Here is a 15,544-nt window from a genome sequence, read left to right as displayed (position 1 = left end):
CTGATCATTCTCCGACCGCGCTCATTCTTTAATCCGAAAACATCTCAGTCTTTCGAAAACCGGATGTTTCCATTTAGCGGCAGCTGCCGCAAGCGAAATTATGACAGATGAGCAATAAAGAAAAACGCACGCCGAAGGCGTGCGTTTCAGAAGGTCATCCTATTGAAAAGGCGATATTATCAGCCCTGACGCGTCAGCGAGAACTGGCTGTTCGTGTCGGTTGTGCAGTTCAATTGTGACGGGGAGACGAGGGCGCAGTTGACGCGTGACTGCGTGTTGCGCACCAGCGACGTCATGTTGATTTCATAAAGCGTCGGCGAAATCGTCACGTAGGTGCCGGAGGCCAGAAGCGTGTTGGTGTCTGTCGAACGCGTGGAGAAAGCGCCGTTCTGGAACGTGGATACGATGCCGTTGCGGTCGATCCAGCGGCCGTCGACTGCCGGGCCGCGGGAAAGCGAAGGCGCCATCGAGGTCTGCTGGGAGGGGCCCGGCGCGACGCATGAAGACACCGCGATGGCGGCTGAAAGCAAAGCAGCGCTTGTCTTGAAGTTCATGAGCCTGTTCTCCTGCGATTCGATGAAACCTTCTGTGCTTCGACCATGCCGTGAAGCGTTCTTTATTTCAAGGCAACGTTGTTCGCTCTCCCCGGTTCCTGACGTCGTTCAGGAAAGCCCCGGCGTGGCAAATATGAGACTCTGCCGCGTCAGCGCACAAGGATGTTGCGGAACTGCCAGGGATCGGACGTGTCGATATTGTCGGGGAACAGTCCCGGGCGGCCGTCGAGCGGCGTCCAGTCGGTATAATGTCCCTCGACGGGACCGAGATAGGGGCGTTGCACCTCGAGGCAGCGGCGGTAATCCACCTCGTCCGCTTCGACGATGCCGGCCTGCGGATTTTCAATCGCCCAGACCATACCGGCCAATACTGCGGAACTGACCTGCAATCCGGTGGCATTCTGGCTGGGGGCAAGCGAACGCGCCTCCTGCAGGGTGAGACGCGAACCATACCAATAGGCGTTCTTGTCATGACCATAAAGCAGGACACCAAGCTCGTCGGCGCCGTCGACAAGCTCGTCTTCACCGAGCACATGCTGGATCGGCTGGGGGTTGCCGCCATTGCCGAACAGCTCATGCAGGGACAAAATGGCGTCGTTGCAGGGGTGGTAGGCATAATGGCAGGTGGGCCGGTAGGTCACATCGCCATCATCGTTGCGGACGGTGAAATAGTCCGAAATCGAAATCGCCTCATTGTGGGTGACGAGAAATCCATATTGCGGTCCGAGCCCCGGGCACCAGGTGCGCACCCGCGTATTGGCACCGGGCTGATCGAGATAGATCGCCGACTTGCTCCCCTTTTTCTGCTTTTTCGCGTTTTTCGGCATCCAGTTTTCATGCGTTCCCCAGCCGAGTTCGGCGGGTTGGAAACCTTCGGCGATAAAACCTTCCACGGACCATGTGTTCCAGAAAGCCCCGAAGGGCTTCGGCTCTTTCGCCCGCTGGGTATCGCGCTCGGCCACATGCACGCCCTTGACGCCAAGCTGCTTCATCAGCTTTGCCCAGCCTTCCCGGTCATGTGATTGCGGCTCCTCGATGTCGAGACCGGTATCCTTGGCGAGATTGACGAGCGCCTGCTTCACGAACCAGGACACCATGCCGGGATTGGCGCCGCAGGTGGAAACCGCGGTCGTGCCGCCGGGCCTGCGCGCTCTTTCCTTCAGCATGGTTTCGCGCAGCGAATAATTGGTTCTGGCCGCATTGTCGGCATCGGCATCGAAATAAAAACCGGGCCACGGTTCCACCACGGTGTCGATGTAAAGCATGCCGTGCTTGCGACAGATCCGCATCAGGTCGACGGAGGCGGCATCAACCGAAAGATTGACGCAGAAGCCCTGGCCCTGCACGCCTTTGAGAAGCGGCTTGAGAACTTCCTTATAGTTCTCCTTGGTCAGATGTTTCTGGACGTGGCGGATGTTTCTCTCGGCCAGAAAGGCGGCGATATCCTCGCGCGGGTCGATGACGACGAGCCGGGTCCTGTCGAAATTGAAATGACGTTTGATCAACGGAAGAGTGCCGCGCCCGATGGAGCCGAAGCCGATCATGATGATGGGGCCGTCAATATCGCCGTAAATCGGGTGGTTTGCGTCCGTCATTCGTCAATTTTCCTTTTTCAGCCAATAAGTAAGCTAGATCATAAAAGCGTGCCACAATAAAGGGCAGGTGGATGACGGACATATGACGATAATGACGGCGAGACGGGCGAACGCATTGTTTCCACCATTTCTGCCTCTTCGCATTTTAGAGAGTGCGTTTATAATTAAATTCTTCTTTTCGTTTTGTGCGTCCAGAGGCGTGGGGACTTTGGCCGGATGACGACAGGGGGGGGGTCGCCATCTCAGGGGAGTTGCCTGTTGAATGATCTTTTAGAGCGTGTCGCAGCTCTTCAGAGTGCCACCCCCGTCCTTATTGCCCTTTACGATTCCGAGGACCGGTTGCGCCATGCCAATCCGTCGTTTCGGGAAAGCTTTCAGCTTGCCGCCGGTGATTTGCCAACCTGGGCGGATATCATGCGGCTGAACCATCGGCTGCGCACCGGTGTCGTCATCCGCAACAATGATTTCGAGGGATGGCTGCTCTCGGCGCAGTCCCGGCGCGGCAAGCTGCCCTATCGCGCCTTTGAGATGGACCTGTATGACGGCCGCTGGTTCTGGATGACCGAGACGGTGCAGCAAGATGGCTGGATGCTGTGCGTCGCAAGCGACGTCACTGAACTGCGCCAGGGTTATAGAACCCTGCGGCAGGACAGGGATCTGGCGGTATGCGCCTCGCAGACGGATGAATTGACGGGAACAGCAAACCGCCGTTTCGTCTTCGCCAAGCTCGCTCTGCAGGTGGAGCAGGTCACCAAGGGGCTTGAGGCGCCCTTTTGCCTCTGCACGCTCGACATTGATTTTTTCAAGCAGATCAACGATCGTTTCGGTAACAAATGTGGTGATGCGGTATTGCGCGATTTTGTCACCATCGCCCACTCCGTCATCCGGCGGGTGGATTGTTTCGGCAGGATCGGCGGTGAGGAATTCATGCTGATTTTGCCGCGCAGTTCGGTTGCCGAAGGCCAGGAGATTGTTGAGCGGCTGCTGCAGAAAGTACGCCTTTCCAGACCTCTTTCCGAATTCCCGGATTTTTCCTATAGCTGCTCGGCGGGCATGACCGCCTATCAGGTGGCGGAAAGCGCCGACGATGTTTTCCTGCGTGCCGATCAGGCCCTTTATGCGGCCAAGGAGAGAGGACGGGACCGGCTTCTGGCGGTGACGGTTTAAACAAGCTCTGCCGCAATCAGCCCATGCAGCGAATTACCGACGAACAGCTTCCGGCCGGCGATGTCTTCCGGTTTCAGCGCCTGTCCGCGCGCCCTGCGTTCGCGGATCAGATCGGCGCGCAGCACACCCGGCAGGATGCCGCTGTCGAGCGGCGGCGTCAGCAATTGCCCATCCGGCATTTCGACGAAAATGCTGGTCGATGAGCCTTCGCACAATTCGCCACGCTCGTTGAGCAGCAGCACCTCGTCTGCCTCCCCGGCTGAAAATTCGGCTCGGGCGGCATCATAGGGCTCCCGGCGGGAGGACTTGTGGCGATAGAAGGTGTCGGAGGAATCGAGCTTGGTCTGCCGGGCGATGCGAACCCGCCAGACCGCATCCTGCTGCAAGGGCTGGAAATCGGCCGTTTCGATATCGAGTTCGCCCTTGTAGTTCATCACCAGCCTGACGCAGAGCGGATTTTCGCCGCCCACCTTCTTTTCCAGCACCTGCACTGCGTTGACCGGCGCGCGAAAACCGAGCGCGTCGGCGGAGCGCAACAATCGGCGCATATGCTGGTCGATGCGCTGAAAGCCGGTCTGCGGCTCCCAGCGCAGGGTTTCCCTCAAGGTCAGATCGGCGGGTTTGCGTTTCATTGCCTTTGCTCGTCGCCTGAATTGTCAACCGGTGTCTTCTGCCGGCAATATCAACCGGCAAAGCTTGTCCGAAATAGGATAGCCCTGCCGGCGGAAGAGATTAAGCCTGTTTGTTATCCAGCGCTTCCAACTCGTCGATCAGTCCTTCGATCATCGAAAGTCCCTTGTCCCAGAAGGAGGGATCGGTCGCATCGAGGCCGAAGGGTTTGAGAAGCTCCGAATGGTGCTTGGTGCCGCCCGCCTTCAGAAGCTCGAAATATTTTTCCTGAAAGCCGGTCTCGGCCTTCTGGTAGACCGCATAAAGCGAGTTCACCAGGCAATCGCCGAAGGCATAGGCATATACGTAGAAGGGCGAATGGATGAAATGGGGGATATAGGTCCACCAGGTCTCATAGCCCTCGGAAATCCGGATCGCCGGACCCAGGCTCTCGGCCTGAACGGAAAGCCACAATTCGCCGATCTGTTCGGAGGTCAGTTCTCCCTGTTTGCGGGCGGTGTGCAGCTTTCGCTCGAATTCGTAGAAAGCGATCTGGCGCACGACCGTATTGATCATATCCTCGACCTTGCGGGCGAGCATGGCCTTGCGTTCCCTGATATCCTTGGTGTCATCAAGCAGCTTGCGGAAGGTCAACATTTCCCCGAAAACGGAGGCTGTCTCGGCCAGCGTCAGCGGCGTGGCGCACATCAGGGCGCCCTGTTCGCCAGCCAGAACCTGATGAACGCCATGACCAAGCTCATGAGCAAGTGTCATCACGTCGCGCGGTTTGCCGAGATAGTTGACGAGCACATAAGGATGAGCCGAGGGTACGGTTGGATGCGCGAATGCGCCCGGCGCCTTGCCGGGACGGGCCGGCGCGTCGATCCACTCTTCATCGAAGAAACGGCGGGCAATATCGGCCATCTCGGGGGCAAAATTGCCATACGCGGAAAGCACGGTATCCTTGGCCTCATCCCAGGGGATGATCGTGTTCGACGTATCGGGAAGCGGCGCATTGCGGTCCCAATAATTCATCTGCTCCATGCCGAGCCATTTCGCCTTCATGGCGTAATATCGGTGCGAAAGGCGCGGATAGGCCTTTTTGACCGCTGCCGCCAAGGCATCGACTACGTCGCGCTCGACGCGGTTCGCCAGATGGCGGCTATCGGCAATATCCTCGAACTTGCGCCAGCGGTCGGAAATATCCTTGTCTTTGGCAAGCGTGTTGGTGATGAGGGTGAAGACCCGCAGATTGTCCTTGAAAGTGGTGCTCAGCGCTTCCGCCGCTTTCTTTCGGGTTTCCGGCTCCGGCTCCTGCAGCATGTTTAGCGTCACTTCCAGCGGAAGGCTCGCACCGTCTATATCGAAACGCAGGTCGGCCATCGTCTCATCGAACAGGCGGTTGAAGGCCGCCGCGCTGGTCATGGATTTTTCGAGGAACAGCTGCTCCAGCTGGTCATCGAGCTGGTGCGGTTTGTCCTTGCGCAAATCCACCAGCCAGGGACGGTAATGGCCTGCCGCGGCATCATTGACCATGCAGGCGTCCATTGTGGCGTCGTCGATGCGATTGAGTTCAAGCGTGAAAAACAGGAGATGCGCCGAAATATCCGTCAGCTTTGCCTGGGCGTCACCATAAAGCTTGCCGTTTGCCGGGTTCGACGTATCGGAAAAATATGTGAGCCCGGCAAAGGAGCCGATGCGGCCGATCAGATCGTCCAGCGCTTCATATTCCTTCAGCGCGGCCCCGATGCCCTTTTCGCCCGTGGCCTTCGCGGCGGCTTCGAGCTTTCCCTTCCACTTCTCCTCGAAAGCCGCCGCCATCGATGCCGCCTTCTCGAGATCACCCTTATATTCCGGTGAATCCCCCGACGGATAGAGATCCGAGAGCTTCCAGCCGGGCAGATCGCCAAGCGCCGGGCCGGAGGTTTCGGCAAGGGAGAATACGGGTTGCGGGGTAGCGCGGTTGAGGGTCATCCAACGTGTCCTTCTGATTATGCGTGCGAAGCATATGGGGACCTTGTTTCCCGCGGCAATGGATAAAATGCAAGCAATTCTCAAAACTGGATGTTCAAGTCTCCCATGCCAGAGTGCGGAATAACGGACCGCATGAAGCAGGTCCATAAACCGGAAACCGGAGCTAAAAATGACCGCGCATGTTCTCGTGATAGACGATGATCCCGTCCAGCGCCGCCTGCTCAAAAATGCGGTGGAACGTTATGGGCATCTCGCCTTGCTTGCCGAAAACGGCAAGGCGGGGCTGGAACTGCTCAAGCAATATAGTGGCGAGATCAATGTCGTCGTCCTTGATCTGATGATGCCGGAAATGGACGGGCTTACCTTTCTCAAAGCCGTCGGCGAACTCGGCACAGACGTTCCCGTCATTGTACAGACGGGGCAGGGCGGCATCGATACCGTCGTGCAGGCCATGCGCGCCGGCGCCTTCGATTTCGTTGTGAAGCCGGTCTCGCCGGAAAGGATCGGCGCCGCCATCTCCAATGCGCTCAAGCTTGACAGGAGAGAGGCAAAAGCCCGCACGGGAAGGCGCGGACGGAGCAATGCAGTGAATTTTACCGATATCGTTTCCGCAAGCCCCGCAATGCTGAGGGTCATTGAGCTCGCGCAGCGTGCCGCCCAGTCCAGCATCCCCGTGGTGCTGGAAGGTGAATCCGGCGTGGGCAAGGAAATGGTCGCCCGGGCCATCCAGTCTGCCGGCGACAGGGCGAACAAGCCCTTCATAACAGTCAATTGCGGCGCCATTCCCCATAATCTGGTGGAAAGCATTCTCTTCGGCCATGAGAAGGGAGCCTTCACGGGTGCTACGGAAAAACATGTAGGCAAGTTCATGGAGGCGGATGGCGGCACGCTGTTCCTCGATGAAATCGGCGATCTGCCGCTCGACGTGCAGGTAAAGCTGCTCCGCGCGGTCCAGCAGGGCGAAATCGAAACCGTCGGCTCCGCACGGGTGCAGAAGGTGAATGTCCGGCTGATCTCCGCCACCAACAAGAACCTCATCGAGGAGGTGAAGGAAGGCCGCTTCCGCGAAGACCTTTATTATCGCCTCAACGTCTTTCCGATCACCATTCCGGCGCTGCGCCGCCGCAAGGAAGACATTCCCCATCTGGCACGGGTTTTCGCCGAGCGCTTTTCGGCGGAGCAGAAATTGCCCAATCCCGTCGGCCTCAATGCCAGCGCGCTGGCACTGCTGACGGCCTATGACTGGCCGGGCAATATCCGCCAGCTTGAAAATGCCGTTTTCCGCGCCGTGGTGTTGTCGCAGGGCGAGGAACTGTCAGATTCCGATTTTCCGCAGATCGCGCTGCAGCTGCCGGAATTTTCGACCGGCGATGATGCGGATGATCTCATCCGTGCGCCTTCAGGGGCGTCGCTGAAGCTAGCGGCCTATTCACCGCCCCCGCCGGCGGCTGCCGAAAGCCATGCCGTCATCGAGGAGCCGTCGGATATTTCCACCACCATCTATCGGGGCGGAAACCTGATCTCCAGCATGGATGAGTCGGGCAATATCCGCAAACTGGCAGAAATCGAGGAAGAACTCATCCGTTTCGCTTTGCGCTTCTATCGCGGGCAGATGAGCCAGGTCGCCAGAAAGCTCGGCATCGGCCGCTCGACGCTTTATCGCAAGCTGAAGGATTATGGCATTGATCCCGACGATCCCCTTCGAGATGCAGCCTGAAGGCAGAGACCGCGTATTCGAAGGCAGATCGCAAATTCGTTAACTTCTGAGCAAGGATATCCGCTTACCGTCTATAAACCTCTTGTTAGTGGCTGATTCACTATGTAGAGGAAGGTTGTATGTGTGTGGCAATTTTGCCATCGTGTCACCGTATTTGACGTTCATTTGAGGCAATGTGACAGAAATTGTCTTCCAGGCGGGGATCGAATTGCCATATCTGCATCGGAATAACGCGCTTTCGACCAGGATCGCGCGCGGCTTGATCAAGGATATATGCACGAAGCTGTCGGCGCGCGCTGTCACCTTTGCCTGCCTGATGCTCGCCGCAATGCCCTTCGTAGGTGTTTCGGCGACGGAAGCCGCCGCCGAGACGCGCAGCCTCAAACTGTATTATATCCATACACGCGAGAAGGCGGTCATCACCTTCAAGCGCAATGGAAAATATGACCAGAAGGGCCTGCAGGAGCTGAATCGATTCCTGCGCGACTGGCGTCGCAACCAGCCGACACGCATGGACCCGCGCCTTTTCGATCTCGTCTGGGAAGTTTATCGCCGCAGTGGCGCGACCGATTACATCAACGTCGTTTCGGCCTTCCGCTCGCCGGAGACCAACGGTCTCTTGCGGACGCGCACCAAAGGCGTCGCCGAAAAAAGCCAGCATATGCTCGGCAAGGCCATGGACTTTTATATCCCCGGCGTGAAGCTTTCCCGCCTTCGTGAAATCGGCATGCAGATGCAGATCGGCGGCGTCGGCTTCTATCCGACCTCGGGGTCTCCCTTCGTGCACATGGATGTCGGTGGCGTTCGCGCCTGGCCGCGCATGAGCCGCCAGGAACTCGTCCGCATCTTCCCGAACGGCAATACGCTGCACCTTCCGTCCGACGGCAAGCCGCTTCCCGGTTATGAGCAGGCGCTCGCCGATTACAAGAAGCGCGTCAACTCCTCCTCCGTTCAGGTTGCTTCCAGCGCCGGTGCCGGCCCTGCCTCTTCCGGCGGCGGCAAGCGCAAGACCCTGTTGCAGGCCCTCTTTGGCGGTGGCGACGAGGATGAAGATCCCGATAGCATCGCAGCGCCGGAGCCCGCAGAACGCCCGGCTGTCGCTCGCCCGGCGGCTCCGCAGCAGGCAGCTCCCGAGCCTGAACCCACCATTGCAGTTGCTTCGGCACAGGCACTTCCCGGCGTGAATGATGCGCCGCTGCCGACGGCTCGTCCCGCATTCGGCAACCAGCCGCCTGCCAATACCGGCCTTGCGACGGCCCTTTATTCTCCGGCCCGCAATGCTGCGCAGGATGCTCTGCAGGCAGCGACCACGCCGACGCCGACGTCAGCTCCGACCGAGCGCCAGCAATTTGCCGATCTCGCTGAGGTTTCCGTGCCCGTGCCCACACTTCTCGGCCCGCGTGGCATGAAGGGTGATGCGGAAGGGTCTATCCTGACGGCTTCCGCCGACGGTGCGACACCGGCTGCGACCGGCGAGCTTGCTTCCGTTCCGGTTCCCGCCAACCGTCCGGCCGTGGCAGAAGCCCTGCTCGCGGCTGCAAATGCCGATCCGGAAGGTGAAGACGATCTCGCCGAGGCGCAGCAGGATACGCTTTCGCCGACGGTGGTTGCCGCTCTTGAACAGAGCGGTCAGGCTGCCCGGTCGCAGGTCCAGTCGGCTGCCATGCCGACAGCCGCGCCATTCCCGGCTGCCGTCAACCACAAGGTTACCGTCGCACCCGCCGAAACGGCCAAGGCCGAACCGCAGGCTGGCTTCGGTGATGCTTTTGACCTGAAGCCCGCCATCAATGGCGGCCTCAGCGCCGGCATGCCGACCAAGGGTTCGCGTCCAAGCAGGCAGGATGCCGCCGTTTCCCAGCAGGCCATGGTGGGTGGTGGACGCCTCACGCAGGACCTTATTTCGGACTGGGCGCTCAACCAGAACAAGGGCACGACCGGACGCTCGGTAAAGGCACCGCGTGTTGTCGCCAACCGCATGCTCAGCAACGACATGTCGGCTTCCGCCACTTCGGCGAGCTTCAAGCCGGGTGCCGTGGCCATCGAATCCAGCCGCTTCAGCACGCCGGTGAAGATGCACTGAGCCAGTTCTATCAGATGACCAATAAAAAACCCGCCGGCGACGGCGGGTTTTTTCATGCTGTATATTGCGCGGCGTCAGACGCCGCTCTGGCCGTCCGAGCCGATATAGGCAATGCGCACCATATTGGTCGCGCCGGGGGTGCCGAGCGGCACACCTGCGGAGATGATGATGCGATCGCCCGGCTTGCCGAAGCCTTCGGAAACCACGATGCGACAAGCGCGGTTCACCATGTCGTCGAGGTCGCTGGCATCGCCGGTGACGACGCAGTGCAGGCCCCAGACGACCGACAGGCGGCGTGCAGTCTGGATAATCGGCGACAGCGCAATGATCGGCACCTGCGGCCGTTCGCGCGCGGCGCGCAGGCCGGTCGTGCCCGAGGACGTATAGGTGACGATCGCCGCAAGCTTCAGCGTTTCGGCGATCTGGCGGGCGGCAAGCGAAATGGCGTCGGCGCCAGTCGGTTCCGGCTGGGCGCGCTGCGCATAGATGATATTGGAATAATAGGGGTCTTGCTCCACCGTGCTGGCGATGGAGGCCATGGTGGAAACCGCTTCGACCGGGTAGTCGCCGGAGGCGGATTCAGCCGACAGCATGATGGCGTCTGCGCCTTCGAAGACGGCGGTCGCGACGTCGGAGACTTCGGCGCGTGTCGGTACAGGTGCAGTGATCATCGATTCCAGCATCTGCGTGGCGACCACGACCGGCTTGCCGGCGCGGCGGCAGGCGCGGGTCAACTGCTTCTGGATGCCGGGAACGGCTTCCAGCGGCATTTCGACACCCAGGTCGCCGCGGGCAACCATCAGCGCGTCGGAAAGCTCGATGATTTCCTCGATGCGCTCGACAGCCTGCGGCTTTTCGATCTTGGACATCAGGCCGACGCGGCCGCGTGCGATCTTGCGCACTTCCGCCAGGTCTTCCGGACGCTGGACGAAGGAAAGCGCCACCCAGTCGACTTCACCGGTTTCGAGGACTGCATCGAGGTCGACGCGGTCCTTGTCGGTCAGAACGCCGACGCCGAGCAGCGTATCCGGCAGGCTGATGCCCTTGCGGTCGGAAATGCGGGTGCCGGAAATGACTGTCGTGACGATGCTCTTGCCGTCGCTCTTTTCAGCGCGCAGATGCAGCTTGCCGTCATCGATCAGCAGGCGGTGGCCGGGCTTGACCGCTTCAAGAATTTCAGGGTGCGGCAGGAAAACACGGGTGTTGTCGCCGGGGGTGTCGTTGTTATCAAGCGTGAAGGTCTGGCCCGGAACCAGATCGACCTTCGTCTCGGCGAATTTTCCGACGCGCAGCTTGGGACCCTGCAGGTCGGCCAGAATGCCGATGGGACGACCGGTACGGCTCTCGACGGAGCGGATGCGCTGAATGAGCGTCCGCATCACGTCGTGGCTCGCATGGCTCATGTTGATCCGGAAAAGATCAGCGCCAGCAAGATGCAGCTTCTCGATCATGGCCTCTTCGGAAGAGGCCGGGCCGAGAGTTGCAAGAATTTTGACTTTGCGGTTACGCTTCATCAGTTTTGATTTCCCTGTGTGCCTGGCGTATCGGAAAGCTGGACCATCCAGCTGCCCTGTCTGCCCGTGTCATATTCCTTGAAACCCATTCTCTGGAAGCTGCGGGCAAAACAATCGTCCACGCCGTTGATCTTGAACTCGTTCTCCGCCACGCACATGTTGACGTCACCGGTCCAGCGGCCGCCATGAGCGGCATCTTCGGCATAGAGATAATAATAACGTGACTGCAGCTCGCCCTCGATCAGCGTCGCGCAGGTCGAAGAGGGGACCTGCCACCAGCCTTCGCTGACCCAGCCCTCCTGTGCCCGGTAGCCGATTGCGACCCCCACGAGGTTCTGCGTGCTGTTGCACACGCGAAAATCCGCATGCGCGGGTGCCGCGATCATGAACGGGGTCAAAAACAATGCCGCTGCGGAAAAAAGACGGGCGATATGCCTGAAGTGGCGAGGAAGAGCGAGAGATGACTGAGTCACGGCTTCCATCCGGATTCCATGGTTATAATGAACACACTTCTTGGCGTGGCCGCCCAAGAAAGTCAACGCGAGTTTAATCGATTATATTGTTCGTGGGATCATGAGTGCGATAAGGTAGATGGCTGTTCTTTCGCCGTAACTTGCGCCCGGCCTCAAGCCATGCCATCAAGCTTCTCTCCTCAATCCTGCCCCAGAAAATCATCGATGAACGACTTCATACCCTATGAAATCATAGAAGGCGAATATGACAAAGGCATGGTTCTTCTGGCGGACCATGCCATGAACCTCCTGCCGGCACACTACGGCAAACTTGGCCTTCCGCAAACCGCTTTTCATCGCCATATCGCATTTGATATCGGTATAGAGGGGTTGACGCGCTCGCTTGCCGTGCGCCTGGGCGTACCGGCGGTGCTCGGGCGGTTTTCGCGGCTCCTGATCGATCCGAATCGCGGCGAGGATGATCCCACTCTCATCATGAAGATCTCGGACGGGGCGATCATCCCCGGTAACCATCCGATTTCGGACGAGGAATGGCAAAGGCGAATCGAGATTTTTCACCGGCCCTATCACAATGCCGTGGACCGTGTGCTGACCGGCGTGGCCGAGGCCTCGGAAGAAGCGCCGCTCGTCCTGTCGCTGCATTCCTACACGCCGTTCTGGAAGGAAACGCCGCGGCCATGGCATGCGGCGGTTCTGTGGGACACGGATCATCGTGCGGTCGATCCGCTTCTGGCGCATCTGCGTGCCACCGGCGATATCCTTGTGGGTGACAACGAACCCTATGACGGGGCGCTGAAGGGCGACACCATGTATCGTCATTGCATGATGAAGGGCCTGCCGCATGCGCTTCTCGAGGTTCGGCAGGACCTGATCGCGGATGAGAAGGGGATCGCCGAATGGTCGGATCGGCTCGCTCCCATTTTCGCCGCAATGAATGACGATCCCGTTTTGCATGAATATCAGATGTTCTCCTCCCGCACCGGTCCCTATTGAGCCTGGAGTTTTGCCATGACGAAAGAGAACGACAACAGGCAGATCGAGTTTGAAGCGGCCGCCTTCCGCCGCCTCGTCAGGCACCTTCGTGAACGTCACGACGTGCAGAATATCGACCTGATGAATCTCGCGGGCTTTTGCCGCAACTGCCTTTCCAACTGGTATCGGGAAGCGGCCGAAGAGGCTGGCGTTCCGCTCAGCAAGGATGAATCCCGCGAAATCGTCTACGGCATGCCATATGAGGATTGGAAAGAGAAATATCAGGCGGAGGCGAGTGATACCCAGAAAGCCGCCTTTGAACAGAACCGGCCGAGGGAATAACCTCTGATCGACGGAAACGACTTGACGGGACGCCTTTCAGTGGGCAGTTCACAGGCCTGAATTTTGCTGCCCGCTGGCAGCGGCCGGCGAAGGCTTCGTCCGGAATGATGAACAAGGCTCCCATGCGGGCCGCCAATAAAGGATGATATGATGGACGATACCAGCACCACCGAAACCGTCGCCGCCGCAGAACTGCGTCAGTTCATCGAGCGCGTTGAGCGCCTTGAAGAGGAAAAGGCCGCCATTCAGGGCGATATCAAGGATGTCATGGGCGAGGCCAAGGGTCGTGGTTACGACACCAAGGCGATCCGCACCATCATCCGTCTGCGCAAGAAGGATGCCAATGAGCGCATCGAAGAAGAAACGATTCTCCAGACCTATATGGCCGCGCTCGGTATGGAATGATCGGTTGAGAACGTCTCAATGAAAAATCGCCGCTTCTGCGGCGATTTTTGTTTGGGCCTCTGCCCAATTCAGCCGCGCGTGCCGGCGAGCTTTTCCGAAAGGTCGGCAGCTTCCTTGCGGGCGTCCTTGTCCGCAGGATAAAGCGCCAGATAACGCTCCCAGGCCTTCAGCGCCAACTCGTCGCGGCCCGAGGCTTCGAGGATGTTGGCAAGGCTTGCGAGTGCCGGGAAATAGCGCGGCTCCCTTTCCAGCGTCAGATTGATATCCGCCATCGCCTTGCGGGTATCACCATCGGCGAAATGGACCATGGCGCGGCGATACGGCGCCTGCACATAGTCAGGATCGAGCAAAACAATCTGGTCGAGAAAATCGTAAGCGGCGGCGTTGCGCTTTTCGTCGGCGGCTTCGCCCGCCCATTGCATCAGGAGATTGATTGTCGCGCTGCCGGAATCATTCCATTCGGAGGCGATCTGGTTGGCAATGCTGCGCGCCTTGACCGCATTCCGTTCTTTTTTCAGCGATGCAAAAAGAGTGTCGATGGTTTTGGCGGGTGAAGGCGCGGATTCCGCAACAGCAGGTGCCAGCCCGTCCGCCGCATGGGCAATCGCAGCCATTCCCGGAAACGGGAGGCTTGAAAACAGGAAGCCCTGAGCGAGAATGATAGCCGTGCAAAAACGATTTGGGCGCATGGGTTAAAGCTTAACCCGGCTGCGCCCAATATCAAATGCAAACTTCTGCACTGTCAACAAAGTGATCCGCGAAACCATCGCGAACCGCAGTCAATCAGCCCTGACGAGCCTTGAAGCGCGGGTTCTGCTTGTTGATGATGTAGACGCGGCCCTTGCGGCGAACCAGGCGGTTATCGCGATGACGGGCCTTAAGCGCTTTAAGCGAATTCTTGATCTTCATTTTACTGGTCCGCAGTTTTGCACGGATTTTGCCGTGCTATTCAAACAATCAAAAGCGCGCAACGGGGCGCGCTCTTTTCGGTTGGCAGGCAGATACCCGTTTGAGCCCTGCCTGTCAACACTTGGCCGTGCCTTTGCCTTAAAAGACTAGGCTTTTCCTGTGTGCAGAAGCTCGGTCACATGGCCCATCTTGCGGCCCGGCCGTGCTTCCGTCTTGCCGTAGAGATGCACGAGACAGTCTTTTTTCGACAGCCATGCCGGCACATCGTCGATGTCGTCGCCGATCAGGTTGGTCATGACGCAATCGGAGTGGCGCTCCGTGCTGCCGGGGGCGAGGCCCGACACGGCCCGGATATGCTGTTCAAACTGCGAGATTACGCAGGCCGCTTCCGTCCAGTGGCCGGTATTGTGAACGCGTGGCGCCATTTCATTGGCGACCAGCGAACCATCCGGCAGGACGAAGAATTCGATGCCGATGACGCCGACATATTCGAGCGCGGCCAGAAGCTTCTCTGCTGACTCCACGGCAGCGGCCTTCGCGGCACCGGAGAGCGCTGCCGGAACAGTGGACGTGTGCAGAATGCCGTTCAGATGGACATTCTCGGCGGGATCATAACAGGTGACAGTACCGTCCTGGAAACGGGCGGCGATGATCGAAATCTCCCGCTCGAAGGCGACAAAGCTCTCGAGAATGAGCGGCACGCCGCCGAGCGCTGCAAAGGCACCCGCGAGGTCTTCGCCGCCCCGGAAGAGACGCTGGCCCTTGCCGTCATAACCCATGCGACGGGTCTTCAGTACGCCCTTGCCGCCGAAAGCGGCCAGAGCAGTTTCCAGCTCTTCCTGACTGTCCACTGCACGAAAATCGGCGGTCGGGATGCCGCAACCATTGAGGAAGTGTTTTTCAGTCAACCGGTCCTGCGAGGCGCTGAGCGCCTGCGCCGGTGGATAGACGGGAACGGAGAGGCTGAGCTTTTCGGCGGCCGCGACAGGCACGTTTTCAAATTCGTAGGTCACGACATCGCAGCGGTTTGCGAGTTCCGCAAGCGCTTTTTCGTCATCATATTCCGCGACGATCTGGTCGTTGCAGACCTGCGCAGCCGGGCAATCGGCCTGCGGTTCCAGCACGATGGTTCGGTGGTTGAGACGGGCAGCGGCCATCGCCAGCATGCGCCCGAGCTGCCCGCCGCCGATGATGCCGATGGTCAGGTTGGTCGTCTTTGCCATCACTTCGGTC

At 59.2% G+C, this 15,544-nt stretch carries 15 protein-coding genes; 6 read left to right on the top strand and 9 right to left on the bottom strand.

The annotated features are described in order from the left end of the window. Positions 1-179: 179 nt before the first annotated feature. The gene (gene omp10 / locus QRN60_RS18145; RefSeq protein WP_003506132.1) at positions 180-554 is read right to left on the bottom strand and encodes an outer membrane lipoprotein Omp10; all 375 of its coding nucleotides are present in this window, start codon (positions 552-554) and stop codon (positions 180-182) included. A gap of 149 nt (positions 555-703) precedes the next feature. Then, positions 704-2,149 carry a homospermidine synthase gene (locus QRN60_RS18140; RefSeq protein ID WP_129564708.1) on the bottom strand — a complete coding sequence of 482 codons (1,446 nt, stop codon included), beginning with the start codon at positions 2,147-2,149 and terminating at the stop codon, positions 704-706. 258 nt (positions 2,150-2,407) lie between these two features. On the opposite strand from QRN60_RS18140, the gene QRN60_RS18135 reads away from it, so the two are divergent. Then, on the top strand, positions 2,408-3,316 hold the full coding sequence (locus tag QRN60_RS18135) for a sensor domain-containing diguanylate cyclase (RefSeq protein WP_129564709.1): 909 nt from the start codon (positions 2,408-2,410) through the stop codon (positions 3,314-3,316). Here the strand turns inward: QRN60_RS18135 and QRN60_RS18130 are convergent. Then, entirely contained in the window at positions 3,313-3,948 is a 636-nt protein-coding gene (locus QRN60_RS18130) for an aminotransferase class IV family protein (protein ID WP_020809348.1), read from the bottom strand. The genes QRN60_RS18135 and QRN60_RS18130 overlap by 4 nt on opposite strands. Positions 3,949-4,048: 100 nt before the next feature. Further along, a complete protein-coding gene (locus QRN60_RS18125; RefSeq protein ID WP_129564710.1) occupies positions 4,049-5,899 on the bottom strand; it encodes a M3 family oligoendopeptidase in 1,851 nt (616 codons plus the stop codon). Positions 5,900-6,068: 169 nt separating this feature from the next. Between QRN60_RS18125 and QRN60_RS18120 the strand changes: the two genes are divergently transcribed. Together QRN60_RS18120 and QRN60_RS18115 are read left to right on the top strand one after the other, a co-directional pair. Continuing rightward, entirely contained in the window at positions 6,069-7,616 is a 1,548-nt protein-coding gene (locus tag QRN60_RS18120; protein ID WP_099087334.1) for a sigma-54-dependent transcriptional regulator, read from the top strand. Positions 7,617-7,791: 175 nt separating this feature from the next. Continuing rightward, a complete protein-coding gene (locus tag QRN60_RS18115; RefSeq protein ID WP_035212958.1) occupies positions 7,792-9,696 on the top strand; it encodes a peptidoglycan L,D-endopeptidase MepK in 1,905 nt (634 codons plus the stop codon). A 74-nt stretch (positions 9,697-9,770) separates the two neighbouring features. On the opposite strand, the gene pyk is transcribed toward QRN60_RS18115, so the two are convergent. Further along, positions 9,771-11,210 (bottom strand): pyruvate kinase, encoded by a 1,440-nt coding sequence (gene pyk / locus QRN60_RS18110; RefSeq protein WP_003506145.1) that lies wholly within the window; start codon positions 11,208-11,210, stop codon positions 9,771-9,773. Further along, a complete protein-coding gene (locus tag QRN60_RS18105; protein ID WP_020012242.1) occupies positions 11,210-11,596 on the bottom strand; it encodes a DUF1036 domain-containing protein in 387 nt (128 codons plus the stop codon). The genes pyk and QRN60_RS18105 overlap by 1 nt, the downstream gene beginning before the upstream one ends. A 291-nt stretch (positions 11,597-11,887) precedes the next feature. Here QRN60_RS18105 and QRN60_RS18100 point away from each other — a divergent pair, with 291 nt between their 5' ends. The 3 genes from QRN60_RS18100 (at position 11,888) to QRN60_RS18090 (ending at position 13,402) form a co-directional block, all read left to right on the top strand. Further along, positions 11,888-12,676 carry an N-formylglutamate amidohydrolase gene (locus QRN60_RS18100; RefSeq protein WP_003506149.1) on the top strand — a complete coding sequence of 263 codons (789 nt, stop codon included), beginning with the start codon at positions 11,888-11,890 and terminating at the stop codon, positions 12,674-12,676. 15 nt (positions 12,677-12,691) lie between these two features. After that, entirely contained in the window at positions 12,692-12,997 is a 306-nt protein-coding gene (locus QRN60_RS18095; protein WP_003506151.1) for a DUF1244 domain-containing protein, read from the top strand. 147 nt (positions 12,998-13,144) lie between these two features. Continuing rightward, positions 13,145-13,402, top strand: coding sequence for a DUF2312 domain-containing protein (locus QRN60_RS18090; protein ID WP_020812069.1), 258 nt, complete (start codon positions 13,145-13,147; stop codon positions 13,400-13,402). Positions 13,403-13,470: 68 nt separating this feature from the next. Here QRN60_RS18090 and QRN60_RS18085 read toward each other — a convergent pair whose 3' ends face one another. From QRN60_RS18085 to QRN60_RS18075, 3 genes are all read right to left on the bottom strand, one after another. Further along, positions 13,471-14,091, bottom strand: a complete 621-nt coding sequence (locus tag QRN60_RS18085; RefSeq protein WP_080864741.1) for a tetratricopeptide repeat protein — start codon at positions 14,089-14,091, stop codon at positions 13,471-13,473. Between the two features lie 94 nt (positions 14,092-14,185). Beyond that, positions 14,186-14,311: a type B 50S ribosomal protein L36 gene (ykgO, locus tag QRN60_RS18080; protein ID WP_003497670.1), complete on the bottom strand. Its 126-nt coding sequence runs from the start codon at positions 14,309-14,311 to the stop codon at positions 14,186-14,188. A gap of 146 nt (positions 14,312-14,457) precedes the next feature. Continuing rightward, positions 14,458-15,534 carry a 5-(carboxyamino)imidazole ribonucleotide synthase gene (locus QRN60_RS18075; RefSeq protein WP_129565556.1) on the bottom strand — a complete coding sequence of 359 codons (1,077 nt, stop codon included), beginning with the start codon at positions 15,532-15,534 and terminating at the stop codon, positions 14,458-14,460. Between the last annotated feature and the right edge of the window lie 10 nt (positions 15,535-15,544).

It is taken from the genome of Agrobacterium sp. CFBP2214, from assembly GCF_030209895.1.
Classification (GTDB): Bacteria; Pseudomonadota; Alphaproteobacteria; order Rhizobiales; family Rhizobiaceae; genus Agrobacterium; species Agrobacterium radiobacter.
The sequence above is the reverse complement of the archived record's forward strand: the minus strand, read 5'-3'. Positions and strand labels throughout refer to the sequence as shown.